Annotated in this window: 27 protein-coding genes; 15 read left to right on the top strand and 12 right to left on the bottom strand. The window is 68.7% G+C overall.

Translation table 11 applies throughout. From position 1 onward, the window contains the following. Nucleotides 1–34 precede the first annotated feature (34 nt). Nucleotides 35–1,312 carry a phosphoribosylamine--glycine ligase gene (gene purD / locus ACN0WF_RS08565; protein WP_417772384.1) on the bottom strand — a complete coding sequence of 426 codons (1,278 nt, stop codon included), beginning with the start codon at nucleotides 1,310–1,312 and terminating at the stop codon, nucleotides 35–37. A gap of 174 nt (nucleotides 1,313–1,486) precedes the next feature. Here purD and ubiA point away from each other — a divergent pair, with 174 nt between their 5' ends. After that, a complete protein-coding gene (gene ubiA, locus ACN0WF_RS08560) occupies nucleotides 1,487–2,431 on the top strand; it encodes a 4-hydroxybenzoate octaprenyltransferase (protein WP_417772383.1) in 945 nt (314 codons plus the stop codon). Between the two features lie 84 nt (nucleotides 2,432–2,515). Here the strand turns inward: ubiA and ACN0WF_RS08555 are convergent, their stop codons facing one another. Further along, nucleotides 2,516–3,130: a DUF6101 family protein gene (locus ACN0WF_RS08555; RefSeq protein ID WP_417772382.1), complete on the bottom strand. Its 615-nt coding sequence runs from the start codon at nucleotides 3,128–3,130 to the stop codon at nucleotides 2,516–2,518. A gap of 236 nt (nucleotides 3,131–3,366) precedes the next feature. On the opposite strand from ACN0WF_RS08555, the gene ACN0WF_RS08550 reads away from it, so the two are divergent. From ACN0WF_RS08550 to lpxK, 6 genes are read left to right on the top strand one after another with little or no spacing between them, the layout of a single operon-like run. Then, nucleotides 3,367–4,710 (top strand): TldD/PmbA family protein, encoded by a 1,344-nt coding sequence (locus ACN0WF_RS08550; RefSeq protein ID WP_417772561.1) that lies wholly within the window; start codon nucleotides 3,367–3,369, stop codon nucleotides 4,708–4,710. A 7-nt stretch (nucleotides 4,711–4,717) separates the two neighbouring features. Further along, nucleotides 4,718–5,509, top strand: coding sequence for a 3'(2'),5'-bisphosphate nucleotidase CysQ (locus ACN0WF_RS08545; RefSeq protein ID WP_417772381.1), 792 nt, complete (start codon nucleotides 4,718–4,720; stop codon nucleotides 5,507–5,509). 27 nt (nucleotides 5,510–5,536) lie between these two features. After that, nucleotides 5,537–5,779 carry a DUF4170 domain-containing protein gene (locus tag ACN0WF_RS08540; RefSeq protein ID WP_417772380.1) on the top strand — a complete coding sequence of 81 codons (243 nt, stop codon included), beginning with the start codon at nucleotides 5,537–5,539 and terminating at the stop codon, nucleotides 5,777–5,779. Between the two features lie 54 nt (nucleotides 5,780–5,833). Then, a complete protein-coding gene (locus tag ACN0WF_RS08535; RefSeq protein ID WP_417772379.1) occupies nucleotides 5,834–6,544 on the top strand; it encodes a lysophospholipid acyltransferase family protein in 711 nt (236 codons plus the stop codon). Then, a complete protein-coding gene (locus tag ACN0WF_RS08530) occupies nucleotides 6,541–7,884 on the top strand; it encodes a 3-deoxy-D-manno-octulosonic acid transferase (RefSeq protein WP_417772378.1) in 1,344 nt (447 codons plus the stop codon). Before ACN0WF_RS08535 ends, ACN0WF_RS08530 begins: the two co-directional genes overlap by 4 nt. Then, a complete protein-coding gene (gene lpxK, locus ACN0WF_RS08525) occupies nucleotides 7,881–8,918 on the top strand; it encodes a tetraacyldisaccharide 4'-kinase (protein WP_417772377.1) in 1,038 nt (345 codons plus the stop codon). Before ACN0WF_RS08530 ends, lpxK begins: the two co-directional genes overlap by 4 nt. A gap of 31 nt (nucleotides 8,919–8,949) precedes the next feature. Here the strand turns inward: lpxK and ACN0WF_RS08520 are convergent, their stop codons facing one another. Both ACN0WF_RS08520 and ACN0WF_RS08515 read right to left on the bottom strand, forming a co-directional pair. Further along, nucleotides 8,950–9,171 (bottom strand): DUF2093 domain-containing protein, encoded by a 222-nt coding sequence (locus tag ACN0WF_RS08520; protein WP_417772560.1) that lies wholly within the window; start codon nucleotides 9,169–9,171, stop codon nucleotides 8,950–8,952. A 132-nt stretch (nucleotides 9,172–9,303) separates the two neighbouring features. Continuing rightward, nucleotides 9,304–11,088: a monovalent cation:proton antiporter-2 (CPA2) family protein gene (locus ACN0WF_RS08515; protein WP_417772376.1), complete on the bottom strand. Its 1,785-nt coding sequence runs from the start codon at nucleotides 11,086–11,088 to the stop codon at nucleotides 9,304–9,306. A gap of 283 nt (nucleotides 11,089–11,371) precedes the next feature. On the opposite strand from ACN0WF_RS08515, the gene ACN0WF_RS08510 reads away from it, so the two are divergent. From ACN0WF_RS08510 to ACN0WF_RS08500, 3 genes are all read left to right on the top strand, one after another. Then, the gene (locus ACN0WF_RS08510) at nucleotides 11,372–12,070 is read left to right on the top strand and encodes a TylF/MycF/NovP-related O-methyltransferase (protein ID WP_417772375.1); all 699 of its coding nucleotides are present in this window, start codon (nucleotides 11,372–11,374) and stop codon (nucleotides 12,068–12,070) included. Nucleotides 12,071–12,161: 91 nt separating this feature from the next. Continuing rightward, nucleotides 12,162–13,013, top strand: coding sequence for a patatin-like phospholipase family protein (locus ACN0WF_RS08505; RefSeq protein ID WP_417772374.1), 852 nt, complete (start codon nucleotides 12,162–12,164; stop codon nucleotides 13,011–13,013). 59 nt (nucleotides 13,014–13,072) lie between these two features. After that, complete coding sequence (locus ACN0WF_RS08500) at nucleotides 13,073–13,873, top strand: MBL fold metallo-hydrolase (RefSeq protein WP_417772373.1); 801 nt, start codon at nucleotides 13,073–13,075, stop codon at nucleotides 13,871–13,873. Between the two features lie 7 nt (nucleotides 13,874–13,880). Here the strand turns inward: ACN0WF_RS08500 and ACN0WF_RS08495 are convergent, their stop codons facing one another. After that, complete coding sequence (locus ACN0WF_RS08495; protein WP_417772372.1) at nucleotides 13,881–14,228, bottom strand: antibiotic biosynthesis monooxygenase family protein; 348 nt, start codon at nucleotides 14,226–14,228, stop codon at nucleotides 13,881–13,883. 38 nt (nucleotides 14,229–14,266) lie between these two features. Further along, on the bottom strand, nucleotides 14,267–14,746 hold the full coding sequence (locus ACN0WF_RS08490) for a nucleoside deaminase (protein WP_417772371.1): 480 nt from the start codon (nucleotides 14,744–14,746) through the stop codon (nucleotides 14,267–14,269). 198 nt (nucleotides 14,747–14,944) lie between these two features. Here ACN0WF_RS08490 and ACN0WF_RS08485 point away from each other — a divergent pair, with 198 nt between their 5' ends. Together ACN0WF_RS08485 and rsmD are read left to right on the top strand one after the other, a co-directional pair. Further along, nucleotides 14,945–16,963 (top strand): pseudouridine synthase, encoded by a 2,019-nt coding sequence (locus ACN0WF_RS08485; protein WP_417772370.1) that lies wholly within the window; start codon nucleotides 14,945–14,947, stop codon nucleotides 16,961–16,963. Further along, complete coding sequence (gene rsmD, locus ACN0WF_RS08480) at nucleotides 16,960–17,517, top strand: 16S rRNA (guanine(966)-N(2))-methyltransferase RsmD (protein ID WP_417772369.1); 558 nt, start codon at nucleotides 16,960–16,962, stop codon at nucleotides 17,515–17,517. Before ACN0WF_RS08485 ends, rsmD begins: the two co-directional genes overlap by 4 nt. Here the strand turns inward: rsmD and ACN0WF_RS08475 are convergent. The 4 genes from ACN0WF_RS08475 to mutL form a co-directional block, all read right to left on the bottom strand. Further along, nucleotides 17,492–18,130, bottom strand: a complete 639-nt coding sequence (locus ACN0WF_RS08475) for a hypothetical protein (protein ID WP_417772368.1) — start codon at nucleotides 18,128–18,130, stop codon at nucleotides 17,492–17,494. The two genes, rsmD and ACN0WF_RS08475, sit on opposite strands and share 26 nt — an antisense overlap. Further along, the gene (locus ACN0WF_RS08470; RefSeq protein WP_417772367.1) at nucleotides 18,127–18,726 is read right to left on the bottom strand and encodes a hypothetical protein; all 600 of its coding nucleotides are present in this window, start codon (nucleotides 18,724–18,726) and stop codon (nucleotides 18,127–18,129) included. Before ACN0WF_RS08470 ends, ACN0WF_RS08475 begins: the two co-directional genes overlap by 4 nt. 36 nt (nucleotides 18,727–18,762) lie before the next feature. Next, nucleotides 18,763–19,107 (bottom strand): hypothetical protein, encoded by a 345-nt coding sequence (locus tag ACN0WF_RS08465; RefSeq protein ID WP_417772366.1) that lies wholly within the window; start codon nucleotides 19,105–19,107, stop codon nucleotides 18,763–18,765. Between the two features lie 96 nt (nucleotides 19,108–19,203). After that, nucleotides 19,204–21,087 carry a DNA mismatch repair endonuclease MutL gene (gene mutL, locus ACN0WF_RS08460; protein ID WP_417772365.1) on the bottom strand — a complete coding sequence of 628 codons (1,884 nt, stop codon included), beginning with the start codon at nucleotides 21,085–21,087 and terminating at the stop codon, nucleotides 19,204–19,206. A 190-nt stretch (nucleotides 21,088–21,277) separates the two neighbouring features. Here mutL and ACN0WF_RS08455 point away from each other — a divergent pair, with 190 nt between their 5' ends. Together ACN0WF_RS08455 and ACN0WF_RS08450 are read left to right on the top strand one after the other, a co-directional pair. Beyond that, a complete protein-coding gene (locus tag ACN0WF_RS08455; protein WP_417772364.1) occupies nucleotides 21,278–22,708 on the top strand; it encodes an Nramp family divalent metal transporter in 1,431 nt (476 codons plus the stop codon). 120 nt (nucleotides 22,709–22,828) lie between these two features. Beyond that, complete coding sequence (locus ACN0WF_RS08450) at nucleotides 22,829–23,701, top strand: TIGR01459 family HAD-type hydrolase (RefSeq protein WP_417772363.1); 873 nt, start codon at nucleotides 22,829–22,831, stop codon at nucleotides 23,699–23,701. 159 nt (nucleotides 23,702–23,860) lie between these two features. Here the strand turns inward: ACN0WF_RS08450 and ACN0WF_RS08445 are convergent, their stop codons facing one another. Both ACN0WF_RS08445 and ACN0WF_RS08440 read right to left on the bottom strand, forming a co-directional pair. Then, the gene (locus tag ACN0WF_RS08445) at nucleotides 23,861–24,523 is read right to left on the bottom strand and encodes a protein phosphatase CheZ (protein ID WP_417772362.1); all 663 of its coding nucleotides are present in this window, start codon (nucleotides 24,521–24,523) and stop codon (nucleotides 23,861–23,863) included. Nucleotides 24,524–24,665: 142 nt separating this feature from the next. Further along, nucleotides 24,666–25,049, bottom strand: a complete 384-nt coding sequence (locus ACN0WF_RS08440; RefSeq protein ID WP_067220588.1) for a response regulator — start codon at nucleotides 25,047–25,049, stop codon at nucleotides 24,666–24,668. 238 nt (nucleotides 25,050–25,287) lie between these two features. On the opposite strand from ACN0WF_RS08440, the gene ACN0WF_RS08435 reads away from it, so the two are divergent. Beyond that, entirely contained in the window at nucleotides 25,288–25,737 is a 450-nt protein-coding gene (locus ACN0WF_RS08435) for a MaoC family dehydratase (RefSeq protein WP_417772361.1), read from the top strand. Nucleotides 25,738–25,877 lie beyond the last annotated feature (140 nt).

Here is a 25,877-nt window from a genome sequence, read left to right as displayed (position 1 = left end):
ACCGAAGCTGAAGCTCTTCGCACCGCGCCGCGCGTCAGTGTCCGTCGCGCTCCAGCGCGCGCCAGGCGATATCCCGGCGGCAGAAGCCCTCGGGCCAATCGATGCGATCGATCGCGGCATAGGCGCGCGCGCGCGCTTCCGCGACAGTGGCGCCCATCGCCGTCACATTGAGCACGCGTCCGCCGTTGGCGAGAATGCGCGCGCCCTCGGCGCGGGTACCGGCGTGGAACACCTTGAGGTCGGGCGTTGCCTCGAGCGCATCGAGGCCGCGGATCTCGGTGCCTTTCTCGTAGACCCCCGGATAGCCCTTGGCCGCCAGCACGACGGTCAGCGCCACGGCGTCGTGCCAGTCGGCCTCCGTCTCGCCGAGGCGCCCTTCACAGGCGGCCACGAGCAGATCGACGATGTCGGAGCGCAGCCGCATCATCAGCACCTGGCACTCGGGGTCGCCGAAGCGGACGTTGTATTCGATGAGCTGGGGCCCGTCGGCGGTGATCATCAGTCCCGCGAAGAGCACGCCGACGAAAGGCGTTCCCTCGGCGGCGAGCGTGGCGATGGTCGGGCGCACGATTTCGGCGAGCGCCCGCTCGGTCATCTCCGGCGTCATCACCGGCGCGGGCGAATAGGCCCCCATGCCGCCGGTGTTCGGACCGGTGTCGCCCTCGCCGACGCGCTTGTGGTCCTGGGCAGAGGCGAGCGGCAACGCGTTGACGCCGTCGGAAAGCACGAAGAGGCTCGCCTCCTCGCCCTCCAGGAACGCCTCGACCACCACTTCCGCGCCGGCCGCGCCGAACTCGCCGTCAAAGCAGGCGTCGATGGCCGCCAGCGCCTCCTCCTCGGTCATGGCGATGATGACGCCCTTGCCGGCCGCCAGCCCGTCGGCCTTGACGACGATGGGCGCGCCTGCCTTGCGCACATGCGCGCGCGCCGCCTCGGCATCGGAGAAGCGGCCATAGGCGGCGGTGGGAATGCCGGCGCGCGCGCACAGGTCCTTGGTGAAACCCTTGGACCCTTCGAGGCGGGCGGCCGCCTGGCGCGGGCCGAAGGCCATGATGCCGGCCCGGGTCAGGCTGTCGACCAGACCGTCGACCAGCGGGGCCTCGGGGCCGACGACGACGAAGCCAATCTCGTGATCGCGGCAGAACGTCACGACGGCGGCGTGATCGGAGACATCGAGCGCAATGCAGGTCGCCTCCGCGGCGATGCCGGCATTGCCGGGCGCGACATAAAGCCGGTCGCACTTCGGCGAGCGCGCCATCGCCCAGGCAAGCGCATGTTCCCGCCCGCCGGATCCGATCAGAAGAATGTTCATCGCGCGCCTGTCCCGTCTGGTGCCACGTCCGCGTCCGGCCTGCGCCGGCGCGCGCGACCCGCCGGCCGCGCCCGGGTGGTACAGCGCGCGGGCGGGAGAGACAAGACCCGGCCTTTCATCGGACGGCCAAAGCCGCTATCACCCGGGAAACACGCAAGCGCATCGGTGGAAAGCATGAACGACGGCACGGTCAGGGGACGGGTCGCGGACGCGGTTCGCGGCCATTGGGTCGACACGATGGCGCCGGACTGGCTCAGGCCCTATGCCCGGCTCGCGCGCTGGGAGCGGCCGATCGGCTGGCGGCTGCTGCTGTGGCCGTGCTGGTGGTCCGCCGGACTTGCCGCCATCGCCGGCGGCCGGCCGGTGCCCGACATCTGGCACCTCGTGCTCTTCATGGTCGGAGCCATCGCCATGCGCGGGGCCGGCTGCACCTACAACGACCTCGTCGACCAGGACATCGACGACAAGGTGGCACGCACCCGTTCGCGCCCCCTGCCCTCCGGACAGGTCACGCCGTTCAGGGCCAAGATCTTCCTTGTCGCGCAGGCTCTGGTCGGGCTCGTCGTACTGCTGCAGTTCAACATGTTCACCGTGCTCCTGGGCATCGGCTCGCTGGCGGTCGTGGCCATCTATCCGTTCATGAAGCGGGTCACCAACTGGCCGCAGCTCTTCCTCGGCCTCGCCTTTTCGTGGGGCGCGCTGATGGGCTGGGCGGCAGCCTTCGGCAGCCTTGCCTGGCCCGCTTTCGCGCTCTATGCCGGCGGCATCCTGTGGACAATCGGCTACGACACGATCTACGCCCATCAGGACAAGGAGGATGACGCCATCGTCGGCGTTCATTCCACGGCGCGGCTCTTCGGCGACTGGACGAAACTCGCGCTGATCGCGCTCTACGGGGGGGCGACGCTGCTGTTCGGGCTGGCATTCTTCGGCGCGGACGCCGGGCCGGCGGCCTTCGCCGGACTCGTTCTCGGCCTCGGCCATCTCGCCCGGCAGATCATCGTGCTCGACATCGACGACAACGATCAGTGCCTGAAGCTCTTCCGCTCCAACGGCGGCTACGGCTGGATCCTCTTTGCCGGCCTCGTCGCCGACGCCCTCGTCCAGGCGCTTCTCTAGTCAGGCGCCTTTCTAGGTCAGGCACCTTCTCTGCCCTGGCGGCTTGGCCGGGGGTAGAGAGGCGGGGGGCCGGGGCCTCCCGCGTCAGGTCCGGGCGATGATCTCGCGTTCGCCGCGATGGACCGGCGCCGTGCCGATAGCCCGACCGGCCTTGCGGCGCACCAGGAAGCGCGGACGACGGGCCGTGAGGGCTGCAACGCGGCGGCGCGTGGGCAGCCAGCGACCACGGATCGTGCCTGTCTCTCCCGCCGGTGTCACCGGATCGTCGAGCCGGGTGATGTGGCCATCCGCCTCCACCAGCAGCAGCGGCAGCGAGAGCGCATCGGCCCAGGCGCGCCAGTCGGCGGCAAGCACCTCTAGGGCCTCGTCGCTGGCCAGTTCGATCGACAGGGCCGGATCACGGTGCATGAGACCGATACGGGCCTTGAAGGATCCGGGCGCATCGCCCGGCGAGACCTCGGCGAAGACGCCCAGAAAGGCGCTCATCGGCTGGGCGAGGGTCAGCGGCAGACCGGCGAGCCGGCGCTTGACGATGACCTGCCCCGGGTCGATGTAGACGTCGAAGGCAACAGCCTCCGCCGCCTCTCCGCAGCCCGTTCCCCGGGCGGCAAAGCGATGCGGCATCTGGGCCGGGTCGAGCCGCTTGGCGCGGCCCGACCCGTTCGACACGGCATCCTGTTGGGCTGTTTGACGCTTCAATTCGCTCTCCATCGGGCCGGTTATGATGGCCTCTGATGGAAAGAACTCTAGCAAGCCCGTGTCCCGATCGGCTTAACGATCACGGTTAAGTTTTTCTGTCTGCAACCAGGGTTAGGGATTGGTCACCGGACAAGGCAAACAAATCGTGACCAGCAGCCACGCCTTCCTTGCCGCACCGCGTTCGGGCCACTAGGTTTGCGCGCGACACCAGCCAGTCGGGAACCCGCTTCATGACGCTGACGCAACCCATCGACCAGACACTCCTCAGGGACGGCGCGGAGCGCCTCGTCGCCGCCGCGCGCAAGGCAGGCGCCGATGCCGCCGAGGTCGTCGCCGCAACCGGCATCGCGCTCGGCGCGGACGTGCGCGACGGCAAGGTGGAGGAGAGCGAACGCTCCGAAGGCGACGACGTGACGCTGCGGGTCTTCTGCGGCCAGCGCGTCGCCAGCGTCTCCTCCAACTCCTTCGCCAATCCCGAGCGTCTCGCCGAACGCGCTGTCGCCATGGCGCGCGCGGCCCCCGAGGATCCCTTCGCCGGCCTCGTCGAGGCAAGCGAGCTTGCCACCGACATCGCCGACCTCGACCTTCTCGATCCCGTCGCCGTCGCCGCCGACACGCTTGCCACCCGCGCCCGCGTAGCGGAATCAGCGGCGCTCAGTGTGCCCGGGGTCAGCAAGTCCGGCGGCGCCAGCGCCTCCTGGCGCATCGCCGGGCTGGTGCTGGTCACCAGCAATGGTTTTTCCGGCGGCTATCTCGTTTCCCGCCACGGCGTTTCGGTGACAGCCATCGCCGGAGAGGGAACGGCGATGGAACGCGATCACGACTATGACGGACGGACCTGGCTCGCCGATCTGGCGGACGCCACCGAAGTGGGCCGCAAGGCGGGCGCGCGCGCCGTTGCCCGCATGCGCCCGCGCAAACTCTCGACGCGCCGCTGCGACGTCATCTACGAGCCGCGCACCGCACGCACGCTGCTGGGGCATTTCGCCGGCGCCATCAACGGCGCCGCGATCGCCCGCGGAACCTCCTTCCTGAAGGACCGCATGGGCGAGGCGATCTTTCCCGCGGGCATCACCGTAACCGACGATCCGACCGTGCCGCGCGGTCCGGCGAGCCGCCCGTTCGACGGCGAGGGCCGGCCCGCCCGCCCGTTGACGCTGGTCAAGGGCGGTGTGCTCGAACAATGGCTGCTCGACACGCCTTCCGCCCGCGAGCTCGGTCTTGCATCGAACGGCCGGGCAGCGCGCGGCGGCTCCGGCACCAGCCCCTCGACCACGAACCTGACCCTCGCGCCGGGCACCCATTCCCAGGACGCGCTTCTTGCCGAGATGGGCACCGGCCTGCTGGTCACCGACCTGATCGGCCACGGGGTCAACGGCATCACCGGCGACTATTCGCGCGGCGCATCCGGTTTCTGGGTCGAGGACGGCGAAATCGCCTATCCTGTGAGCGAAATCACGCTCGCCGGAAACCTGATCGACATGTTCGCGGGTCTGGTGCCCGGCAGCGATCTCGACACCCGCTCGGCCTATGCCGTGCCGAGCCTGCTTGTGAGGAACATGGCCATTGCCGGTGAGTGATGCCCCGATGAGCGACGCCCCGACCAATCGCACCGATACGGACCTTCTCGCCGAAGCCGCGCGCGCGGCCGGCGAGATTGCGCTGTCGTTCTTCCGCAAGGACCCGCGCCGCTGGACGAAGGAGAATGATTCTCCCGTCTCGGAGGCGGACCTCGCGGTCGACCGACACCTCGGCGAGCTGCTGCGCGCGGCGCGGTCCGACTACGGCTGGCTGTCCGAGGAGACCGTCGACGACAATTCCCGCCTGAGCGCGCGGCGCAGCTTCGTCGTCGATCCCATCGACGGCACGCGCGGCTTCCTCTCCGGGTCCAGCGAATGGACGGTCGCGCTGGCCGTCGTCGAGGCCGGCCGGCCGGTGGCCGCCGTCGTTTACAGGCCCGTCGGTGGGGATCTCTATCGCGCCACGCTTGGCGAAGGCGCCACGCTCAACGGCGCGTCCGCGCGGATCTCCGCGCGCGGCAGCCTATCGGGTGCCCGCGTCGCCGGGCCGAAGTCGATCACCGGCAAGGCCGCGCTCGCGTCGGCAGGCCTGGAAGGCGTCGGCTACATCCCCTCGCTGGCGCTTCGCCTGGCGATGGTCGCGGCGGGGGATGTGGATCTCGCGCTCGCCCGGGAAAACGCCTGCGACTGGGATCTTGCGGCGGCCGATCTTTTGGTGCAGGAAGCGGGCGGACGGCTGGAGGACTTCAGCGGCACACCGCTGTCCTACAACCGTGCGAGCGTCCGACACCCCGCCCTCCTCGCGGGGCCGCCGGCACTGGTCGACCCCCTGCGGGCCATGCTGGCCGAGACCTTCTAGCGCGACAGGAACATCCGGAGACATCTCATGAGCGATGCAGTAACCGGCAAGCAGTTGCTTCACCTTGTGTTCGGCGGTGAACTTGAAACCCCGGACGGCGTGACCTTTCGCGATCTCGACGATCTCGACATCGTCGGCATCTACCCGAACTATGCGAGCGCCCTCAAGGTGTGGAAGCAGAAGGCCCAGCAGTCGGTGGACAATGCGCACATGCGCTACTTCATCGTCCACATGCACCGGCTGCTCGACCCGGAGACCGACGATAACTGATCCCAACGCGATGACCGCATCCATTCGTCGGGGCGGGTCCGCGCGGGGCGCATCATGCTGAAACGCGCCGGGCGTCACCCGCTCGTTCAAGGCATTCTCGGCAACGGGCTCGCCGCCTACCTTCAGGGGGTGCGCAAGACCAGCCGGTTCGTCCTCGATCCCCCCGACCTCTACGACCGCTTCGAAGCTGAAATTCCGGCCATCATCGCCATGTGGCACGGGCAGCATTTCCTGCTGCCCGTCGGCCGACCGCCGCATTTCGACATACGGGTGATGATTTCCCGCTCCGCCGATGGCGAGATCAACGCCATCGCGGCGCGCAAGCTCGGCATGGGCCTGGTGCGCGGGTCCGGTGGACAAACCGCCCGCCAGATAGCCAAGCGCGGAGGCGTGCGCGGCTTCATCGAGCTGATGCGGGCGCTGAAGCAGGGAGCGAGCATCGCGCTCACCGCCGACGTGCCGAAGGTTGGCGGCGTCGTGGGCAGCGGCATTGTCAAGCTCGCCAGCCATTCGGGGCGGCCGATCGTGCCGCTCGCCATGGCCAGCAGCCGCCACATTCACCTGCGAACCTGGGACAAGGCGACGATCAACCTGCCCTTCAGCACCATCGTGCTGTCGATGGGCAAGATCATCCACGTCGCGCCGGGTGCCGACGACGCCGCGATCGAGCGCGCGCGCGGCGAAGTCAAGGCCAGCCTCGAAGCGGTCACCCAGCGCGCCTATGCCATCGCCGCCGGCAAGATCCCAGCGGGGTCTCCGGCATGAGCGGACAGGCGACGGTCGACGGTTTGCTGTCGCGGTTCTGCGGCGAGGCGCTGCTTGCCGGTTACCGGCTGTTCGGCCGCATCGCCAATCCGGCGCTCGCGGTCGTGTGGGCGCGGCGCGCCCGGCGCGGCAAGGAGGATCCGGAGCGGCGCGGCGAGCGCTTCGGCCACGCCTCGCAGGCACGTCCCGAAGGCCGGCTGGTGTGGCTTCACGCGGCCAGCGTCGGAGAGATGAACGCCGCCGAGCCGCTTCTCGCCGCGCTCTTGTGCCAGGGCGCGAAGGTGCTCTTGACCACCGGCACGGTCACCTCCGCGCGCATTGCGGAAAGCCGCGTCCGTGCCGGCGTCATCCACCAGTTCGTCCCCTACGACACGCCGGGCAACATCGGCCGCTTCCTCGATCACTGGCATCCAGACCTGGCGATCACGCTGGAATCGGAAATCTGGCCGACGACGATCACCTCGCTGTCCGACCGCCACATCCCGCTTGTCATCGCCAGCGCCACCATGTCCGAGCGCTCCGAGAAAAGCTGGTCGCGGGTGCCGATGCTGGCGCGGCGGATCTTCTCGCGCATCGCTCTCTGCCTCGCCCAGACCGAAACCGACGCAAGCCGCCTCGCCGCCTTCGGCGCACGCCGCGTCGTCGTCGCAGGCAACCTCAAGTTCGACAGCCGCTCGCTGCCCGCCGACCCGGAGGCGCTGGCGGAGCTGCGCCGCGCCATCGGCGGGCGCCCCGTGTGGCTTGCCGCCAGTACCCACGAAGGAGAGGAAGCCATCGTCGGGCGGGTCCACACCCGGCTGAAGGCGCGTTTTCCCGGTCTTCTCACCCTGCTGGTGCCGCGCCACCCCGAGCGCGGCGCGGAAATCGCCGCACTGCTGCGCGGGCACGGGCTCGCTGTCACCCGGCGCGCCGAAGCCGAAACGATGGATACGCACACCGACATCTATCTCGCCGACACCATCGGCGAGATGGGCCTGTTCTACCGGCTCGCGCCGGTTGCCTTCATCGGCAAGTCTCTCGTCTCCGAGGGCGGGCAGAACCCGCTCGAGGCGGCTCGCCTCGACAGTGCCATCCTCACCGGCCCACATGTGTCCAATCTGGAGGACATCTACGCGCCGCTGATCGCCGCGGGCGGTGCGTATGTGGTCGAGGACGAGGAAGCGCTCTGGGCGGCCGTCGCCGGCCTGCTCGAAGATCCGGCGCTCGCCGCACGCCGGGCCGCGACGGCGGCACGCGTCGTCGACGCCGGCAGCGGCGCGCTCGCGCGCACGCTCGAGGCGCTAACGCCCCTTCTCGCGGCGCCGGCGGCCGGGGGCGGCACCGGACCGGGCACGACATGAGCGGGGGCCTGAGCGCGCCGGGCTTCTGGTGGCGGACACGCCCGAGCCTGCTTGCGCGCCTGCTTGCCCCCGTTTCCTGGATCTATGGCACGATTTCGGCACGGCGCATGCAGCGACCGCCGCAGGCGCGCCCTGCCCTGCCGGTTGTCTGCGTCGGCAACTTCGTCGCCGGCGGCAGCGGCAAGACGCCCATGGCGCTGGCGCTCCGCACCCTGCTTTCGGATGCCGGCTGGCATCCCGTGTTCCTGACCCGCGGCTACGGCGGAACGCTCGGCAACCGCGCCGGCGGGCCGGTCGCGGTCGATCTTGCCCGCCACACCGCTGCCGAAGTCGGCGACGAGGCGCTGCTTCTCGCCGAGGCCGGCCCGACGGTCGTCAGCGCGGACCGGGTGGCCGGCGCGCGGCACGCGGAGACGCTCGGAGACATCCTCATTATGGATGACGGCTTCCAGAATCCGGCGCTGGAAAAGACCCTGTCCCTCGTCCTCGTCGATGCAGAGACCGGCATCGGCAACGGCCTTTGCCATCCTGCCGGCCCCTTGCGCGCGCCACTGCGCGCGCAGCTGCCGCGTGCCGACGCGCTGGTCGTCGTCGGCGCGGGCACCGGCGCGCACGGCATTGTCGCGCGGGCGCACAGCCTTGGCATTCCGGTGTTCGAAGCCGCGATCCGGCCGGATCCGGCCTCAGGCCTGTCAGGACGGCGGGTGCTTGCCTTTGCCGGCATCGGGCGGCCGGAGAAGGTCTTCGCCTCGCTGCGCGCGGCCGGCGCGGAGGTCATCGCGACCCGCGCCTTCGGCGATCATCATGTCCTGAGCGACGGGGAAGCCGGCTCGCTGCTCGCCGAGGCGGAGGCCGGAGACCTGCTGCCCGTCACCACCACCAAGGACCGGGCGCGCCTGACGGGCGTGCCGACAGCAAGTGCACGCGCACGGCTGCGCGACCGGATCGCCGTCCTTGCCGTGGAGATGCACATGGGTCAGCCGGCGCGGTTCCGCGATTTCATTCTCGGGCGGGTCGGCCAGCCCCGTCCCTAGCCTGTCCGCCGGCCCCTTCGGCCCGGGCGGCTCACGCCTGGTTGCCGGTTTCCCGGTAGCGGGCGAGCGCGGCATGGGCGTCGGCATAGGCCTCCTGGCGCGAGACACTCCAGTACTTCAGCTCGTCCAGCGGGATCGACTGGCCGGTGACGGCGCAGCGCACGAAGGTGCCCGGCGACAGAAGCTGATAGTCGGCGTCGAGATAGCGCACGCGCGCCTCGCCTTCGGCGCGGGGAGTTTCCAGTCGGTTCATCATTTTTCTGCCTCTCGCGGTCCGTCTGGCGCCGCCTGGCGGAGCGCGTCGGCCGCTCATGCCGTGTCCTTGCAAGGTTGAGCCCCCTAAATAGCGGGCGCGTCCCGGATTGGCCACAGCCGATCTTGCAACTCAGCCCTCTTCCCGCTCCGGCTCCCCGCCGCGCCCGGGGGACCGGCGCGGCGTCATGCCCTCGTCGCCGGCCTTCGGCCCGTCGCGGAGCTGGAGCTCCATGCCCTGCCGGTCGCGCAGACGCAGATCCTCCTCGATTTCCTCCACCCGCTCCGGAGCGATGCCCAGTTCGCCAAGAGCGGCGCGGCCGAAGGTGACGCCAGATTCGAAGGTCTCGCGGATGTGGTAGTCGACGCCAAGCCGGATCAGGTCGAGCGCGTGGGCCCGGTCGGTCGCCCGGCAGAACAGCTTGGCCTTTGGGAAATTCTCCCGGACGATCTGGATCGCCTGCCCCATCACCCGGTCGTTCTCGATGCACAGCGCGATCAGCACGGCACCGTCGCCGCCGGCCGCCTTGAGCACATCTGCGCGGGTGGCGTCGCCGACGAAGACCTTGTAGCCGAGCTTCCTGGCGTAGGCGACGCGCTCCGGACGATTGTCGAGGGCGATGATCTCGATCTCCTCGGAGGTCAGCATCTGTGCCACCAGCATGCCGAAGCGGCCGAAGCCGACGACCATCACCGCCGGCCGCGTATCGGCGAAGACCTCGATGGCGTCGCTCTCGACGCCATGCTTCTGCAACCGGCGCGCCACCAGATCGTGCACCGCGCAGCCGAGCGGGGTCATCAGCATGGTGACGACGACGACGGCCAGAAGCAGCGTCTGCTCCTCGCCGCCGAGAATGCCGGCGGCACCCGCCGTGGTGAAGAGCACGAAGGCAAACTCGCCGCCCTGCGGCAGCGTGACGGCAATCTTCAGCGCATCCGAGTTGGACGATCCGAAGATCCGCGACAGCCCCCAGATCAGGCCGCCCTTGACCGACATCACCCCGACGACGCCGAGAAGCAGCAGCTCCCAGCGCCCGAGCACGACGGAAAGATCGAGAGACATGCCGACGGAGATGAAGAACAGTCCCATCAACAGCGAGCGGAAGGGCTCGATATCGGCCTCGAGCGTGTGGCGGAAGCTCGATTCCGCCAGCATCACGCCGGCGAGGAAGGCTCCGAGCGCCATCGACAGGCCCGCCGCATGCAGCACCCCGCCGCTGCCGAGCGCCACGAGAAGCGCCGCCGCGAGCATGACCTCGCGCGCCCGCACCGCCGACAGCAGCGTGAACAGCGGCGTCAGCAGATAGCGCCCGGCGAAGATCACGCCGCCCACCGCCGTGATGGTGATGCCGAGTTCGACAAACACCTCGCGTCCGGAGGACGGCCCCGTGTGGGGCGCCAGGATCGGGACCAGTGCCAGCAGCGGCACGATCGCCATGTCCTGCAGCAGCAGGATGCCGAAGGCGCGCTGGCCGTATGAGGTTGTGAGCTGGCCGCGCTCCTGCAGAATCTGCAGCGCGAAAGCGGTGGAGGACAGAGCCAGGCCGAAACCGGCGATGACGGAGACTTCCGGCGACTTCCCGGCCAGCAGCAAAAGCCCGGTCATCGCCGCGCCGCAGGCGAGCACCTGCGAGGTGCCGAGCCCGAAGATGTCGCCCTTCATTTTCCACAGACGCGCCGGCTCCAGCTCCAGGCCGATGACGAACAGCAGCAGCACCACGCCGAGTTCAGCGACGCCAAGCACATCCCCGGCGGAGGCGATGAAGTCGAACCCATAGGGGCCGAGCGCCATTCCGGCGGCCAGATAGCCGACCACGGAGCCAAGGCCGACGCGCTTCGCCAACGGCACGGCGACCACGGTCGCCGTCAGGAACAGCATGGATTCGGCAAAGAAGGGCGGCGCGACGTCGCTTGCCATGAGGGCCTTCCGTTTGTTCAGGCGTTGGACCGCGCCCGGCGCCCGATCTTGATGAATTGCTTGCGAATCCGGCGTGCGGTGCCGGATACCGCGCAGACTAGCACGACGCGCGGACGCAAACGCACCCCGCCATCCGTCATCCGCTCGGCCCGCTTGGCTCGCGCGACATGCACCACGGTGAAAACCCGCGCCGGCGCGCCGCATTGCCGGTTGAATGCGACCGGCCGCCGTGGTTCCCTCCAGCCGCGCCGCAAGCTGACGCATGAGGACGACAGGAGAGCCGATGTCCGACGAGCGATTTCCCCGCGACCTGAGAGGGCTCAGCGCCCGGGACGTCTGGGACTACGAGAACGGCTTCGCCTGGTTCTCCCATCCGAGCCGGCTCGCCAAGGCGCTCGCCCATTTCGAGATCTACAAGCAGATTGTGCCGCTGCCCGGCGATCTGCTCGAGTTCGGCGTCTTCAAGGCCGCCTCGCTGCTGCGCTTCGCCACCTTCCGCCACCTGCTCGAGGGCGATCACGCCCGGCGCATCGTCGGGTTCGACGCCTTTGGCGCCTTCCCCCGCGAGGCGCTGTCGCTTTCCGCCGACCGGGCATTCGTCGAGCGGTTCGAGGGGGCGGGCGGCGAGGGTCTCGCGCGCGAGGAGGTCGCCGGTCTCGTCGCCGCCAAGGGCTTTGCCAATGTGGAGCTCGTCGCCGGCAATGTCTTCGACACGCTGCCTGCCTTCCTGGAGGCCAACGCCGCCCAGCGCATCGCGCTTCTTCATCTCGACATGGACGTGATGGAGCCCACCGTCTTTGCGCTGGAAACGCTCTATCCGCGCGTCGTGCCCGGCGGCATCATCGTCGTCGACGACTACAACGCGGTCGCCGGCGCCAGCGACGCGCTCGACGCCTTCGCCGCCAAACATGACCTCGTCCCGCAAAAGGCCCCCTTCAACCGCACGCCGACGCTGCTGCGCAAGCCTGCCGGCCGCGCCTGAGCATCTCGAGGCTTGTCACAATGGCTCCGCTTTTTGTCCCTAAGGCCCATTGCCCGAGGCAGACGGAAGACGGAATGGCGGAGACGGTTTCATGACAGCACCGAGGATCGGCATCGCGCTCGGCGGCGGCGGCGCGCGCGGCATGGCGCATGTGCCCGTGCTGGAGGCCATGGACGACCTCGGCGTGCGGCCGGCCGCCATGTCCGGCACATCGATCGGTGCGATCTTCGCCGCCGGCTATGCGGGCGGGCTCTCCGGCGAGGCGCTGCGCGAGATTGCCACCACCACCTTCCGCGACCGCAACGCGGTGCTGGCGCGTCTCTGGAAGCTTCGGCCCCGCCGCTTCGGCGACTTCTTCGGCTCCCCCGGCCTCATGCAGTTCGACGCGCTGCGCGTTCTCGAGACCTTCGTTGGCGAGAGCATCCCCGACAGTTTCGAGGAACTGGAGATCCCGCTCAGCGTCATCGCCACCGACTTCTACGCCTGCTGCGCCGTCACGCTCGCGCAGGGCAGCCTGCCCAGCGCGGTCGCCGCCTCCATGGCGATCCCGGCGCTGTTCAAGCCCGTGAACTACGAGGACCGGGTGCTGGTCGACGGCGGCATCGTCAACCCGCTGCCGTTCGATGCGCTGCCCCCTGACCTCGACATCGTCGTCGCCAGCGACGTGGTCGGCTCGCCGATGCCGCGCAAGGGGCGAAGGATCCCGCGCGCCGGCGATGCGCTGTTCGGCTCGATCCAGGTTCTCATGCAGTCCATCACCGTGGAAAAGCTGAAGAACCGCGCGCCGGACATTCTCGTGAAACCCGACATTCCCGGCTATCGGGTGCTCGACTTCCTCAAGACCGAGGAGATCCTCGCGCGCGCCGAGCCCATGCGCGAGCAGGTCAAGCGCGAGCTCGCGGCAATGATCGAGCGGTTCGAAAAGGACGGCACAACAGCTTGAACCGCCAGCCTCCGGCGCTATCCTTCACCTTACGTTAGGACAGCCCGGAGCGTGACGCCATGCCAGCCCGACTTCCGCGCCGCGCCGCCATTGTCGTCGCGGCCGCGCTTACGATGCTTGCCGCCGGCCTGCCGGGAGCTCGGGCGTCCTGCCAGCTTCTTGCCAACGCGGACGACTTTCCGCTGCTGCGGGCGAGCCTTGCCACCGACGAGGTTGCGATCCGCTACATCGGCCACGCGACCTTCGAGATCGAAACGCCGAAGGGCGTGCGGATCGCAACCGATTACAACGCCGTCCACCGCCCGGCACGGCTGCCGCGCGTGGTCACCATGAATGGCGCGCATCGCACCCATTTCACCCCGGATCCCGAGCCGGAGATCGAGCACGTTCTGCTGGGCTGGAACCCGGCCGGCGGGCCGATGACCCACGACCTCACCGTCGAGGACGTGCGCATCCGCAATCTCCAGACCGCGACGCGCACCTGGGGCGGCGAGACGCGCCTGCTCGGCAATTCGATCTTCGTCTTCGAGGTGGCGGACCTGTGCATCGCCCATCTCGGCCATCTGCACCACCGGCTGACCGACGAGGACCTGGCGCGGCTGGGGACCATCGACATCGTCATGGCGCCGGTCGACAACGCCACGACCCTGCGGCTCGACAGCATGGTCGCGGTGCTTTCCTCGCTGAAGCCGCGCATCGTCATTCCGATGCACTCCCATACCCATGGCTCGCTCGAGAGCTTCCTGGCGCGCATGGCCGTCGAGGGCTACGAGGTGGCGCGCTCCGCCGGCCCGCTTTTCGTCGCCCGCCGCGCGGAGCTGCCGGAGCGGGCGCGCGTGCTGGTGCTGCCGGGCGGATAGGCGTCCTTCAGCCTTCCAGCCGGGCGCGGCTGTCCGCCGGCGCTTCGTCGCGCGCATCCATGCCGTAATCGCGGATCACCCCGGCAACCCGCAGGCGGTAGCCGGCGAAATGCGTGTTGCGACCGGCCGCCTGCGCCAGCCGGTGCTCCGCCGTCTTGCGCCACACGGCAACCGCCTCTTCGTCGCGCCAGAAGGACAGCGACAGGAGCTTGCCCGGCTCCGCCAGGCTTTCGAAGCGCTCGACGGACAGAAAGCCGTCGGCCTCGACCAGCAGCGGCTTCAGTTCGGCGGCGATGTCGAGATAAGCGCCCCTGTGGCCATCCTTCGGCCAGACCTCGAAAATCACGGCGATCATTGTCGTTTCCTCCCTTTTGCGGCCGCGCCGCCTCCGCTTCAGTCGCGCCTGTCGCGGAAGAAATCCCTGAGCAGGCCCGCCGCATCGGCCTCCGCCAATCCGGAATAGACCTCCGGCGCATGGTGGCAGGTCGGCTGGCCAAAAAGCCGCACGCCGTTTTCCACCGCACCGCCCTTCGGGTCGCCCGCTCCGAAATAGAGCCGGCGAATGCGGGCGAAGGAAATCGCCGCCGCGCACATCGGACAGGGCTCGAGCGTGACATAGAGGTCGCAATCCGGCAGGCGCTGACTGGCGAGCTTTTCGCAAGCGGCGCGGATCACCTGCACCTCCGCATGGGCAGTGGGGTCGCAAAGCTCGAGCGTGCGGTTGCCATCGGCGGCGAGCAGCACGCCGTCGCGCACCAGCACCGCGCCGATCGGCACCTCGCCGCGCGCCGCCGCGGCGCGCGCTTCGGCAAGCGCCAGATCCATGAAGCCGCCGGCGCTCGGACGCGCGGCGGACACCGGGGACTTGGTCATACGCAGATCTTTCCGCCTTGCGCCGCATCGCGTCAATCCGGGCCGGTTTCCGGCCCCTTGCGCCTGCGGCGGAGAGCCCCTTCGGGCGCAAGCGTGGTACGCGCGAAACCCGCCAGCCGCAACCCCCGCGCCGCGCCGTCTGCGGCTGGCGCAAAAGCGCGCTTCCCCGCACCTCGCCGCTCTGGTATGACGCGCGCCATGAACAAGGACAATCGCCCCAAGCGGCCTGGCGGCCGCCCCACATCTCCGCGCGGCCCCGGCGGGCCTCGCAAGCCCGGCGGCAAGGCCGATCACAGCAAGGCCCCGCGTGGCGCCCGGTTCGACAAGGGGCATGCCGCGAAGGGCCGCCCCGACAAGGCCCGACGCGCCGCCGCCGAGGAGGCGGGTGCGACAGAGGCCGCCGTCGAGGAGCGTGTCGCCAAGGTGATCGCGCGCGCCGGCCTGTGCTCGCGCCGCACCGCCGAGAGCTGGGTGGTCGAGGGCCGCGTCGCCGTCAACGGCATCGTGCTGAAGACCCCGGCCGTCACCGTGACGCCATCGGACCGGATCACCGTGGACGACGAGCCGCTGCCGGAGCGCGAGCGCACGCGCCTGTGGCTCTATCACAAGCCGCGCGGGCTGGTGACCACCAACCACGACCCCGAGGGCCGGCCGACCGTGTTCGAGCGGCTGCCGCGGGATCTGCCGCGCGTGCTGACCATCGGGCGGCTGGACATCAACACCGAGGGCCTGCTGCTCCTGACCAATGACGGCGGTCTGGCGCGCATTCTGGAACTGCCGGAGACCGGCTGGCTGCGTCGCTACCGGGTCCGCGCCTATGGCCGCATTGCCCAGACGGAGCTCGACAAGCTCGCCGACGGCGTCTCCGTCGACGGCATTCTCTATGGCGCGATCGAGGCAAGCCTCGACAAGGAGCAGGGCGACAACGTCTGGCTCACCATTGCGCTGCGCGAAGGCAAGAACCGCGAGATCAAGAAGGTGCTCGAACACCTGGGTCTTTCGGTCAACCGGCTGATCCGCGTTTCCTTCGGCCCGTTCCAGCTCGCCGAGCTGCCCGAGGGCGAAGTGCGCGAAATCCGCGGCCGGGTGCTGCGCGACCAGCTCGGCGAGCGTCTCGCCAAGGAGGCCAGCGCCGACTTCGAGGCGCCGCTGCTCGGCCCCGGCGCCGACAGCGACGAAAAGCCGGCCCGCGCGCCGGCCAAGGCGACCGCCCGTGCCGGCCGACCGGCCCCGCAGCAGGAAGGCCGCTATCTCAGCAAGCGCGAGGGCGAAGCCGAATTCGACGGGCGCGGACGCAAAAAGCGCGACGGCGACCGCGACGGCCGACGCAAGCCCGAGGCTGGCGACCGCAAGACCGGCAGCCGGGATGCGCCGGCCAAGGCCACCTATATCTCGCCGCGCTCTCGCTTCCGCTTCACCCCGGACCTGATGCCGCGCGGCGGTGGCGACCAACGCCCCGAACAGGGCGCCAGGCGTCGGGTTTGGGACGAGGACGGCTCGCTCATCGAGGAGAACGGGCCCGCTCCCGAGCGCGATACCCGCGGCAAGGGCGACGACCGCACCGGTCCCGGCAAGGATCGCGGACGCGACGGCGGTGATCGTGGCGGCCCCAACAGGGAGCGCGGACGCGACGGACCTCGCGAGGGCGGACGCGGGTTTGCGCCGCGCAGCGATGCGCAACGCGGCGGCTTTGGACGCGACCGCGATGGCGGTGATCGCAGCGGCCCCAACAGGGAGCGCGGACGCGACGGACCTCGTGAGGGCGGACGCGGGTTTGCTCCGCGCAGCGATGCGAAACGCGGCGGCTTTGGACGCGACCGCGATGGCGGGGATCGCGGCGGCCCCAACAGGGAGCGTGGACGCGACGGACCCCGTGACGGCGGACGCGGGTTTGCTCCGCGCGGCGATGCTCCGCGCGGCGGCGGCTTCGGGCGCGACCGCGATGGCGGTGATCGCGGCGGCCCCAACAGGGAGCGCGGACGTGATGGCCCTCGTGAGGGCGGACGCGGGTTTGCTCCGCGCGGCGGTCCGAACAAGGGCGGTCCTGGCAGCGGCGGTCCCGGCAGGGGTGGCCCTGGCGCGGGCGGTCCCGGTCGCGGCGGTCCGGGGCGCAATGGCCCCTCCCGCAGTGGTCCCTCGCGCAACGGCCCGTCCCGCAACGGTCCCGGAAAAGGCGGCCCCGGCCGTGGCGGTCCGGATCGCGGAGGCAAGCGTTGAGGATCGTTGCCGGCCGGTTTCGCGGCAAGGCGATCGAGGCTCCGCGTGGAGCCTCGACACGCCCGACCAGCGACCGGCTGCGCGAGACCCTGTTCAACGTGCTTGCTCACGGCTACCGCGACCTGCTTGAGGACGCGCGCGTGCTCGACCTCTTCGCCGGCAGCGGCGCTCTGGGCCTTGAGGCCCTGAGCCGGGGTGCCCGGCACTGCCTCTTCATCGAGGAGGCCGCCGGGGCGCGCGCGGCCATCCGCGCCAATGTGGAGGCGCTTGGGCTAACCGGAGCAACCAAGCTCTTTCGCCGCGATGCCACGAGCCTTGGCCCGGTCGGCACCATCGAGCCTTTCGATATGGTTTTCGCCGACCCGCCCTATCGCAAGGGCCTCGGCGAGGCGGCGCTTGCCTCGGCGCGCGCCGGCGGCTGGCTGAAGCCCGGCGCGCTGGCGCTTCTTGAGGAAGACGCCAAGGCCGAGATCGAGCTCCCTGACGGGTTCGAGGAACTCGACCGGCGCACGGTCGGCGACAGCCAGGTCATTTTCCTGAGGTCCTCGTCCTGAGGTTCTCAGGCCCGGCCTGGTTTGCGTCCACTTCCGCAGGCGGCGGAATGACCGGCTTTGTCCATTGATCGAACACGCTCTGGCAGAACAATCCCCAGGACTCGTGCCGGTCCACTCGCAGTTCGACCGTGTTGAAGTCGGGGTTTGAAAACAGCTCGCGGCAGAATTGCCAGTTCTCATTGCTCTGCCGCACGACGGACGCAACGTTGTACATCGAGAAAAAGCACAGGAGAAAAGACAGGGAAGACAGTGTGATCCTGCCGCCCTGATCCTGCTTTTGACCCATGTAGTAGATCATGTAGCCGCCGAACAATGTGAACACCGCCGGCACGAGATCGCCGACGACGCTGTCGCGGCTGGAGCCGCCAAGTTGGCCGGTAAACGCACCGATGAGCCCGGTGAGGGCGACAAACGGCAGGCAGGCGCAAAAGCCGGTCAGCCAGGCTCCGGGGAAGGACGTCTCCCGCCCTCGCCGCAGAGCCCGGAAGCCGGAAAAGACAAGAGCAATCGCCACGGAACTGGCGGCTGCCACCGCGACACTCAGCAAGATGGCCTTGTAGGCAACGAAAGTGCCCTCCAGAACCCAGCTGTCGAAGAGAGCGTCGGCGCTCACTGCGCCGCCCCTGCCGGCGAGGCCGGCATGGGCCGGTTGAACTGGCGATCAAACTTCAAAAAATCGGCGGCGTCGCCCGGCACGATGCCCAGGTTGTCAGGCGCGATACCCGCATTGTTCAAACCTGAAAGCAGATCCGCTTTCGGCGCGATGTTGGCCTCATCGATCAGCAGGCGCACGGAGTTCTTGTCCTGAATTCCCGCTGCCATCAGAGCGATCCAGTCGCCGTCGGCAATTCCCTGTTCGCTCTTGATGCTCCTCAGGGAACGCTCCAGATCCCGCAACGTAAAACCGTTTGGATTTCCGGCCTGTATGGTGCCGATCCGCAGCCGCGCCGGCTCGCTTGTGGAACACGGCGCAGGCGCGGCGGACCGCACGCTTGCGCCACGTGCAGCGGGCATCACCACAGCGGCGCGCCTTTGACACTGTTCAAGAAGTTGCATCGCAAGCAGTTCGTCCGGGTATTTGTCGGCAAGCGACTTTTCAAGTCTGCAAGTCTCCTCCCGGGATTGCGCGTCCGGCGAAAGAACAAGAAAAGCCAATGCGGCAAATGCAAGAAGAGCACCCCGAAAACCAATAAATCCGGAGCGTGGCATGGCCCGCCTCCTGTCGAAAAGAGATGTGAAATACTATCAGCCACGCAATCTTGGATTGCAACTCCCGAGCTCATCTCGCCGGGTCAGGCAGGCTGACTGCGAAGCATCGGGGAGCTGCGGAGGCTTTCGCCTGGGTCGACTGCGGCGAAGGATGGCGGAAAAGGCGGGCGGCGCGCGGTCCTCAACCCATGTGAAGAGCGCGTCGAGGCGCATCTTCCGGCGCCGGTGGCCGCGCAGCCAGCGCAAGGCATGCCGGCTGGTGCCGAGAATGAGCACGAAGCCGCCGGCAAGCAGCGGCACGCCGGTCGGGATCGGCGTCCAAACGGTCAGCAGTCCGAGCAGGATGAGGACGACCGCGGCCGCCCAGACGAGAACCCTCATTGCGGCGTGCCCCGACCGTCCCGCGTTCGATCCCGCAGTTGAACATGATTTGCGCGACAGGCGGGTGACGCCGGACCTTGCCCGGAAATGGCTGCGCTACTTGCGCCCGAACAGCCGCTCGATGTCGGAGAGTTTCAGTTCGATCCAGGTTGGCCGGCCGTGGTTGCACTGGCCGGAGTTGGGCGTCGCCTCCATCTCGCGCAGCAGCGCGTCCATTTCCTCGGGACGGAGCCTGCGCCCGGCGCGCACCGAGCCGTGACAGGCCATGGTGGCGGCGACATGGTCCAGCCGCTCGCGCACCCGCGTCGCCTCGTCCCATTCGGCGAGGTCGTCGGCGAGATCGCGCACCAGACCCCGAATGTCGATCTGGCCGAGCATCGCCGGCGTTTCCCTGATCGCGATAGCGCCCGGTCCGAAGGGCTCTAGCACGAGTCCGACGGACGACAGCTCCTCCGCCCGTTCGGCCAGGCGGGCAACATCTTCCTCCGGCAGCTCGACGATCTCCGGGATGAGCAGGCCCTGGGTCGCCACCGCGCGGGTGGCCAGGGCCTGCTTCAGCCGCTCGTAGACGAGCCGCTCGTGCGCGGCGTGCTGGTCGACGATGACAAGGCCGGTCTCGGTCTGGGCGATGACATAGGTCTCGTGGATCTGGGCCCGCGCCGCGCCGAGTGGCCGAGCCATGCGCTCGGCGCTCGCGTCCTGCGCATGGGCGCGCGCATCCGCCGAGGGCAGATCGACGGCGGCGAAGGCGCTTTCGCCCTCCTCCGCAAGCCCTGGCGAAATGCCCGCCACCGCGTCCCCCTCGCCGGTTTGCCCGGCAAGCGGGCGGTAGGGCGAGCTGCGCCAGTCACCCGCCGCAAAGCCGCGCGCCGAGGGCATGGAGGAAGCAGGATGGCCGCCACCGGTCGCCCCCGGTGCGCGCGTCTGCGCGCCGCCCGTGGCGAAGGCGGCCAGCGCCGAGGCGGCATTGTGCGAGGAGGAGAGATGGCCCGCCTCGTGAAACGCCCGCTTCAGCGCGCCGACGACAAGGCCGCGAACAAGCTGGCCATCACGGAAGCGCACGTCGGCCTTGGCCGGATGCACGTTGACGTCGACCTGGCGCGGATCGAGTTCGATAAACAGCGCCACGACCGCGTGCCGGTCGCGGGCGAGCACGTCGGCATAGGCCCCGCGCAGCGCCGACATCAGCAGCTTGTCGCGCACCGGCCTGCCATTGACGAAGAAGAACTGGGAGAGCGAGTTGGCCCGATGATACGTCGGCAGCCCGGCGAGACCATAGAGCCGCACACCTTCGCGCTCGGCGTCGATCTCGCAGGAATTCTCGACGAATTCCTCGCCGAGAACCTGGGCGATGCGCGCCGCAAGCGCCCTCTCGCCGCTCGCCGCCGCATAGCCCAGCGCCTGCCGGTCCGAGCCGGAAAGCTCGAAGCGGACGCTGGGATGGGCAAGCGCCAGCCGCTTGACCACATCGGTGATCGCGCCGGCTTCCGCCCGGTCGGACTTCAGGAACTTGAGCCGCGCCGGCGTCGCGTAGAAGAGGTCGCGCACTTCCACCCGCGTGCCCAGGGGACGGCTGGCCGGGCGGAGCTGCGACTTGGCCCCGCCTTCCACGTCGATGGCCCAGGCATGGGGCTCCTGCGCATGGCGGGAGGTCAGCGTCAACCGCGACACGGCGCCGATGGACGGCAGCGCCTCGCCGCGAAAGCCGAGGCTGCGGATGTCGAAGAGACCCTCCTCGGAGAGCTTTGAGGTGCAGTGCCGCTCGACCGCGAGCGCAAGGTCGGCGGCGGCCATGCCGGCGCCGTCATCCTCGACGCGCATCAGCGTCTTGCCGCCTGCCGCCGTCACCACCGACACGCGCCGCGCGCCGGCATCGATGGCGTTCTCGACGAGTTCCTTGATCACGCTCGCCGGACGCTCGATCACCTCGCCGGCAGCGATCTGGTTGATCGCGTGATCGCTCAACTGCCGGATTGCCATTCCGCTCGCCACTCCGAATCGTCGCCCTCGTCCTGCGACAACATCCCCCGTTTGCCCGCCCGACGCCACCGCCGCGCGCAGGAAGCGCACAACGGCATTTGACAGATGCGCCGCAGTGCAATAACGCTATTGCATATCATTCGCAAAAGCCAGCCGCACCGGCAAGCAAGCCCGCGAAGGCCAGATCCCCGTGAGCAATGGACCATCGGGAGAGCCGAACACCCCGGCCGCTCCCCGTTCCGCTACTTCCCGCCAGCCCGCCTCCCCGCCCACCACGGCCGATGAGAGCGGCTGGCGACGTTCCGGCAAGGGCGCGGCGCTTTCCGATGTTCACCGCAGCATCGCGGTGACCACCGCCAAGAGCCGCATGCGCCGCTTCGCCGCCTTTGTCGGCCCCGGCTATCTGGTCGCCGTCGGCTACATGGACCCGGGCAACTGGGCGACCTCCATCGCCGGCGGCTCGGCCTTCGGCTACCAGCTTCTCGTCGTCGCGCTGATCTCCAACATCATGGCGATCGTGCTGCAGTCGCTGTGCGCGCGACTGGCCATCGCCACCGGCCGCGATCTCGCGCAGGCCTGCCGCGACGCCTATCCCGGCTGGGTGGTGTGGCCGCTGTGGCTGCTTGCCGAGATCGCCATCATCGCGACCGACATCGCCGAGGTCGTCGGCACCGCCATCGGCCTCAACCTCATCTTCGGCCTGCCGCTGGAAATCGGCGTCATTGTCACCGCGCTCGACGTGTTCCTGATCCTCTATCTGCAGCGCCTCGGCTTCCGCTATCTGGAGGCGGTGGTGATCGCGCTGCTGGCGGTGATCAGTATCTGCTTCGCGGTCGAGATCGGGCTGGCGGATCCGGACTGGGGCGCTGTCATCCGCGGTTTCGCGCCAACGACCGACATCCTCTCCAACCCGGACATGCTCTATCTGGCGCTCGGCATTCTCGGCGCCACGGTGATGCCGCACAATCTCTACCTGCATTCGGCGGTGGTGCAGACGCGCGCCTGGGGGGCCGGGGAGCCGGAGCGTCGCGAGGCGCTGCGCTTCGCCACGCTGGACGCCACCATCGCCCTGATGCTGGCGCTCGCCATCAACGCCTCGATCCTGATCCTCGCGGCCGCCGTCTTTCACGCCAGCGGGCGCACCGACGTGACCGATATCAGCCAGGCGCAGACGCTGCTCGAGCCCCTGCTCGGTTCCGCCGCCGCGCCCATCCTCTTCGGCGTGGCGCTGCTGGCCAGCGGGCTCAACTCGACGGTAACGGCCACGCTCGCCGGACAGGCGGTGATGGAAGGGTTCATCAACATCAAGGTGAAGGCCTGGCTGCGACGGCTGGTGACGCGGGCCATCGCCATTCTGCCCGCCTCCGGCGTCATCCTGCTGTATGGCGAGGCCGAGACGGGACGGCTGCTCATCCTGACCCAGGTGGTGCTGAGCCTGCAGCTCTCCTTCGCCGTGGTGCCTCTGGTGCAGTTCACCTCCGACCGGCGCAAGATGGGCTTTCTGGTCGCCCCGCGCTGGCTGATAGGGAGCGCCTGGCTGATCGCGCTCATCATCATCGCGCTCAACGTCAAGCTCGTCGCCGACTTTATCCTGCCTGGCGGCTCCCCGCCCCTGCACTGACGAGCCGGCCGGCGGGCGGGTCTTTTGCTTTCAGGAAAGGGCGTCTATGGTCGCGGCCGACTGGCCGGCGGCATGCCGGCAGCCCGCCATGACCGGATTTCCAGCCCGAGAGAGCCTTCGATGCCGTCTTCCACCCCGCTTCTGGTTCCGGGCCTTTCGGCCCTCGCCCCGTCCTATGGCGCCGTCCTGTGCGACGTCTGGGGGGTGCTGCACAATGGTGTCGCCGCCTTCGGGCCGGCATGCGAGGCGCTGACGGCGTTTCGCCGCGAGACCGGTGGCCCGGTGGTGCTGATCACCAACGCCCCGCGCCCGAACGCGCCGGTGCGCCTGCAGCTTGCCGAACTGGGCGTACCGACCTCCGCCTTCGACGACATCGTCACGTCCGGTGACGTGACGCGCGGCGCCATCGAGGCGCTCGACGGCGCGCCGGTTTTGCACATCGGCCCGGAACGCGACCTGACGCTGTTCGAGGGCCTGAAGGCCCCGCTGTCCGGCGAGGACGGCGCAGAGGCGGTGGTGTGCACCGGCCTTGTCGACGACGAGCAGGAGACGCCAGAGACCTACCGGCCGCTGTTCGAGCGGCTGATCGCGCGCGACATTCCCTTCATCTGCGCCAATCCGGATATCGTCGTGGAGCGCGGCGACACGCTGATCTGGTGCGCCGGCGCACTCGCCAGGCTTTATGAGGACATGGGCGGCCGGGTCACCATCGTCGGCAAGCCGCATGCACCGATCTATGAGGCCGCCATTGCCCGGGCCGAGGCGGCGGCCGGGCGCAAGCTGGAACGCTCGGCGATCCTGGCCATCGGCGACGGGCTGCCGACCGACATTCGCGGTGCGGTCGCCAACCGGCTCGACGCGCTGTTCATCACCGACGGCATCCATGGCGCCGACTTCGGTCCCGCCGGCCAGCCCGACGAGGCGCTGGTGCGTGCACGGCTGAAAGAAGAAGGGCTCACCGCCCGCGCCGCCGTTCCGCGCCTCGCCTGGTAGGCCGCGCGCAACCACGACACGAACGAAAAAGAGGCCGGAACCTTTCGGCTCCGGCCTCCTTCAGGTCGCCGGCCACTCGCGGGGTCGCGGGCCAGGACGAAACGGCATCTCTTGTTGCAGATGCCGAACCATGGCGTGGCGGCTGTCGCCGCTGCGCCCTCAGTCGAAAAGCTTGTCGATCTCGTCCTGCGAGTCGCCCGACATCATGCTGTCGATGTCGTCCTGCGACACGCCCTCGCCATCGTGCTGGGGGCCGTGCAGGATCAGATCGCGCTTGCGCCGCTCCTCCGCCGTCTCCTCGCTCGGCGCATCGTCGTTCTCGGCGATGCGCAGGCGTTCGACGAAGGCGGAGACGCGACGGTCGATGGAATTCAGGGTGCTGACGACCTTTGAGATCCGCTGTCCGGTAATATCCTGGAACGCGCAGGCCTCGAAGATGGCGATCATCTTGTCGTTGACGAGATCCCGGTAGTCCTGCTCCGACAGGGCGTCGGCGCTCATGATCGTCTCGGCGGCGCCCATGATCGTATGGGTCGCCTGTTCCGTCGACTCGACGATCGCGTCGAGCTCGCGGCCGGCGTCCGGGATCTGGTTCGCCTTCATGTCATGCGGGCGCAGCTTGACGATCTCGTCCTTGAGGCGTCCGATCTCACCGGCGATCGCCGTCAGCTCGGCGGTGATCGTCGGCTGCACGCCGGCAAGAAACTCGCGCATCGACCCGGTCATCATGTCGGCCAGGTGAATCACGTCGTTCAGTGTGACGTCGCGGTCCCGGTTCTCCTCCAGAAACTGGATAAGACCGGCGACGTCCTCTTTCGTCATTGCACCCATGACTGCCCCGTTATCATTATTGTCCCGGCCCAAAACAGGCCGCAGGCACCCGTTGGCGTGCCGCGGGAACGGCCGCCATGCTGCCGGCCCGCAGGCCGGCATCACACGGAAAGAAATCAACGATTGCCGATCGTCAGTCGGAGAAGACCGCCTCGATCTTGCCCTTCAGCGTCTGTGCGTTGAACGGCTTCACGATGTAGTTGTTCACGCCAGCCTTCTTGGCCGCGATCACGTTCTCCGTCTTGGATTCCGCCGTTACCATGATGAACGGCGTCTTGCAGAGACCGGCATCGGCGCGGACCTGCTTGAGCAGTTCGTAGCCGGTCATCGGCTCCATGTTCCAGTCGGAAATCACAAGCCCGTAGCGGCGCTGCTTCATCTTCTCGAGCGCCTCGGTACCGTCGGCGGCATCGTCGATGTCCTCGAACCCGAGTTGCTTCAGCAGGTTACGAATGATGCGGATCATCGTCTTGTAATCGTCCACCACGAGGACCGGCATCTGAACATCGAGGGCCATTGTCTACTCCATACTGTCAATCTGCCCGACCCGTTATGAACGGGCGCTTGATGCTTCCTGTTTCCAGGAGGACGACACGTTTTCTTTGTGTCTCTGCCTCCCCACGCTGCCTTACTGTAGCCCGCGCCCCTGAAAACTCCGTTAATGCGCAGGTTCAGATGCAGTGAATGGATTGTTGCACTGCACACAGGAAGCCAATAGCCTCCGAGGCTCGCTCAAACTACGGAGGGAATGTCCTGTGCTGGCCTTGCGCACACTCTATTTCGAAGACCTGTCGGTGGGTGACAGCGAGACTCTGACGAAGCACGTAAGCTCTTCAGACGTTGTCGGTTTTGCCGAGGTCTCGGGGGATCGGAACCCCATCCATCTCTCGGAGCATTTCGCCGCCAACACCCCCTTCCGGACCCGTATCGCACACGGGCTCTACACCGCCAGTCTGATCTCCGCGCTGCTCGGCACACGGCTGCCCGGACCGGGCGCCATTTACCTTTCGCAAACCCTGAACTTTCGTGCCCCGGTGAGAATCGGCGATGACGTGGTCGTCACGGTGACGGTCGCGGAGCTCACGGAGCGGGGCCACCGCGCCCGTCTCGACTGCCTCTGCCGGGTCGGCGAAACCATCGTCCTGGAGGGCGAGGCGACCGTCAAGGTTCCGACCCGCGCCGAGGCCTCGGAGGAGCACGACTGAGTTTCATCGGTGCGGCCCGTCGCGCTTGACGTTTTCCGACCGAATGGGCAGGGTCCGCCGGCACCCGCCGCCATCCGGCCGCGGGACGGGTGCGCCGGCATCGCGCGAAGTCGCCATCCGGCGAATCCGGCCGGTTTCCT

The organism is Stappia sp., assembly GCF_048268045.1.
Taxonomy (GTDB): Bacteria; Pseudomonadota; Alphaproteobacteria; order Rhizobiales; family Stappiaceae; genus Stappia.
This window is presented reverse-complemented; position numbering and strand designations above follow the sequence as displayed.

Excerpts from the sequence above, each read along its gene's own strand:
- ACN0WF_RS08515 (WP_417772376.1), bottom strand. The coding sequence starts at position 11,088 with ATGGCAAGCGACGTCGCGCCGCCCTTCTTTGCCGAATCCATGCTGTTC.
- ACN0WF_RS08470 (WP_417772367.1), bottom strand. The coding sequence starts at position 18,726 with ATGCCACGCTCCGGATTTATTGGTTTTCGGGGTGCTCTTCTTGCATTT.
- purD (WP_417772384.1), bottom strand. The coding sequence starts at position 1,312 with ATGAACATTCTTCTGATCGGATCCGGCGGGCGGGAACATGCGCTTGCC.
- ACN0WF_RS08500 (WP_417772373.1), top strand. The coding sequence starts at position 13,073 with ATGCCAGCCCGACTTCCGCGCCGCGCCGCCATTGTCGTCGCGGCCGCG.
- ACN0WF_RS08490 (WP_417772371.1), bottom strand. The coding sequence starts at position 14,746 with ATGACCAAGTCCCCGGTGTCCGCCGCGCGTCCGAGCGCCGGCGGCTTC.
- ACN0WF_RS08545 (WP_417772381.1), top strand. The coding sequence starts at position 4,718 with ATGAGCGACGCCCCGACCAATCGCACCGATACGGACCTTCTCGCCGAA.
- ACN0WF_RS08530 (WP_417772378.1), top strand. The coding sequence starts at position 6,541 with ATGAGCGGACAGGCGACGGTCGACGGTTTGCTGTCGCGGTTCTGCGGC.
- ACN0WF_RS08445 (WP_417772362.1), bottom strand. The coding sequence starts at position 24,523 with ATGACGAAAGAGGACGTCGCCGGTCTTATCCAGTTTCTGGAGGAGAAC.
- ACN0WF_RS08495 (WP_417772372.1), bottom strand. The coding sequence starts at position 14,228 with ATGATCGCCGTGATTTTCGAGGTCTGGCCGAAGGATGGCCACAGGGGC.
- ACN0WF_RS08450 (WP_417772363.1), top strand. The coding sequence starts at position 22,829 with ATGCCGTCTTCCACCCCGCTTCTGGTTCCGGGCCTTTCGGCCCTCGCC.
- ubiA (WP_417772383.1), top strand. The coding sequence starts at position 1,487 with ATGAACGACGGCACGGTCAGGGGACGGGTCGCGGACGCGGTTCGCGGC.
- ACN0WF_RS08520 (WP_417772560.1), bottom strand. The coding sequence starts at position 9,171 with ATGAACCGACTGGAAACTCCCCGCGCCGAAGGCGAGGCGCGCGTGCGC.
- ACN0WF_RS08540 (WP_417772380.1), top strand. The coding sequence starts at position 5,537 with ATGAGCGATGCAGTAACCGGCAAGCAGTTGCTTCACCTTGTGTTCGGC.
- mutL (WP_417772365.1), bottom strand. The coding sequence starts at position 21,087 with ATGGCAATCCGGCAGTTGAGCGATCACGCGATCAACCAGATCGCTGCC.
- ACN0WF_RS08465 (WP_417772366.1), bottom strand. The coding sequence starts at position 19,107 with ATGAGGGTTCTCGTCTGGGCGGCCGCGGTCGTCCTCATCCTGCTCGGA.
- ACN0WF_RS08505 (WP_417772374.1), top strand. The coding sequence starts at position 12,162 with ATGACAGCACCGAGGATCGGCATCGCGCTCGGCGGCGGCGGCGCGCGC.
- ACN0WF_RS08440 (WP_067220588.1), bottom strand. The coding sequence starts at position 25,049 with ATGGCCCTCGATGTTCAGATGCCGGTCCTCGTGGTGGACGATTACAAG.
- ACN0WF_RS08485 (WP_417772370.1), top strand. The coding sequence starts at position 14,945 with ATGAACAAGGACAATCGCCCCAAGCGGCCTGGCGGCCGCCCCACATCT.
- ACN0WF_RS08510 (WP_417772375.1), top strand. The coding sequence starts at position 11,372 with ATGTCCGACGAGCGATTTCCCCGCGACCTGAGAGGGCTCAGCGCCCGG.
- lpxK (WP_417772377.1), top strand. The coding sequence starts at position 7,881 with ATGAGCGGGGGCCTGAGCGCGCCGGGCTTCTGGTGGCGGACACGCCCG.
- ACN0WF_RS08535 (WP_417772379.1), top strand. The coding sequence starts at position 5,834 with ATGCTGAAACGCGCCGGGCGTCACCCGCTCGTTCAAGGCATTCTCGGC.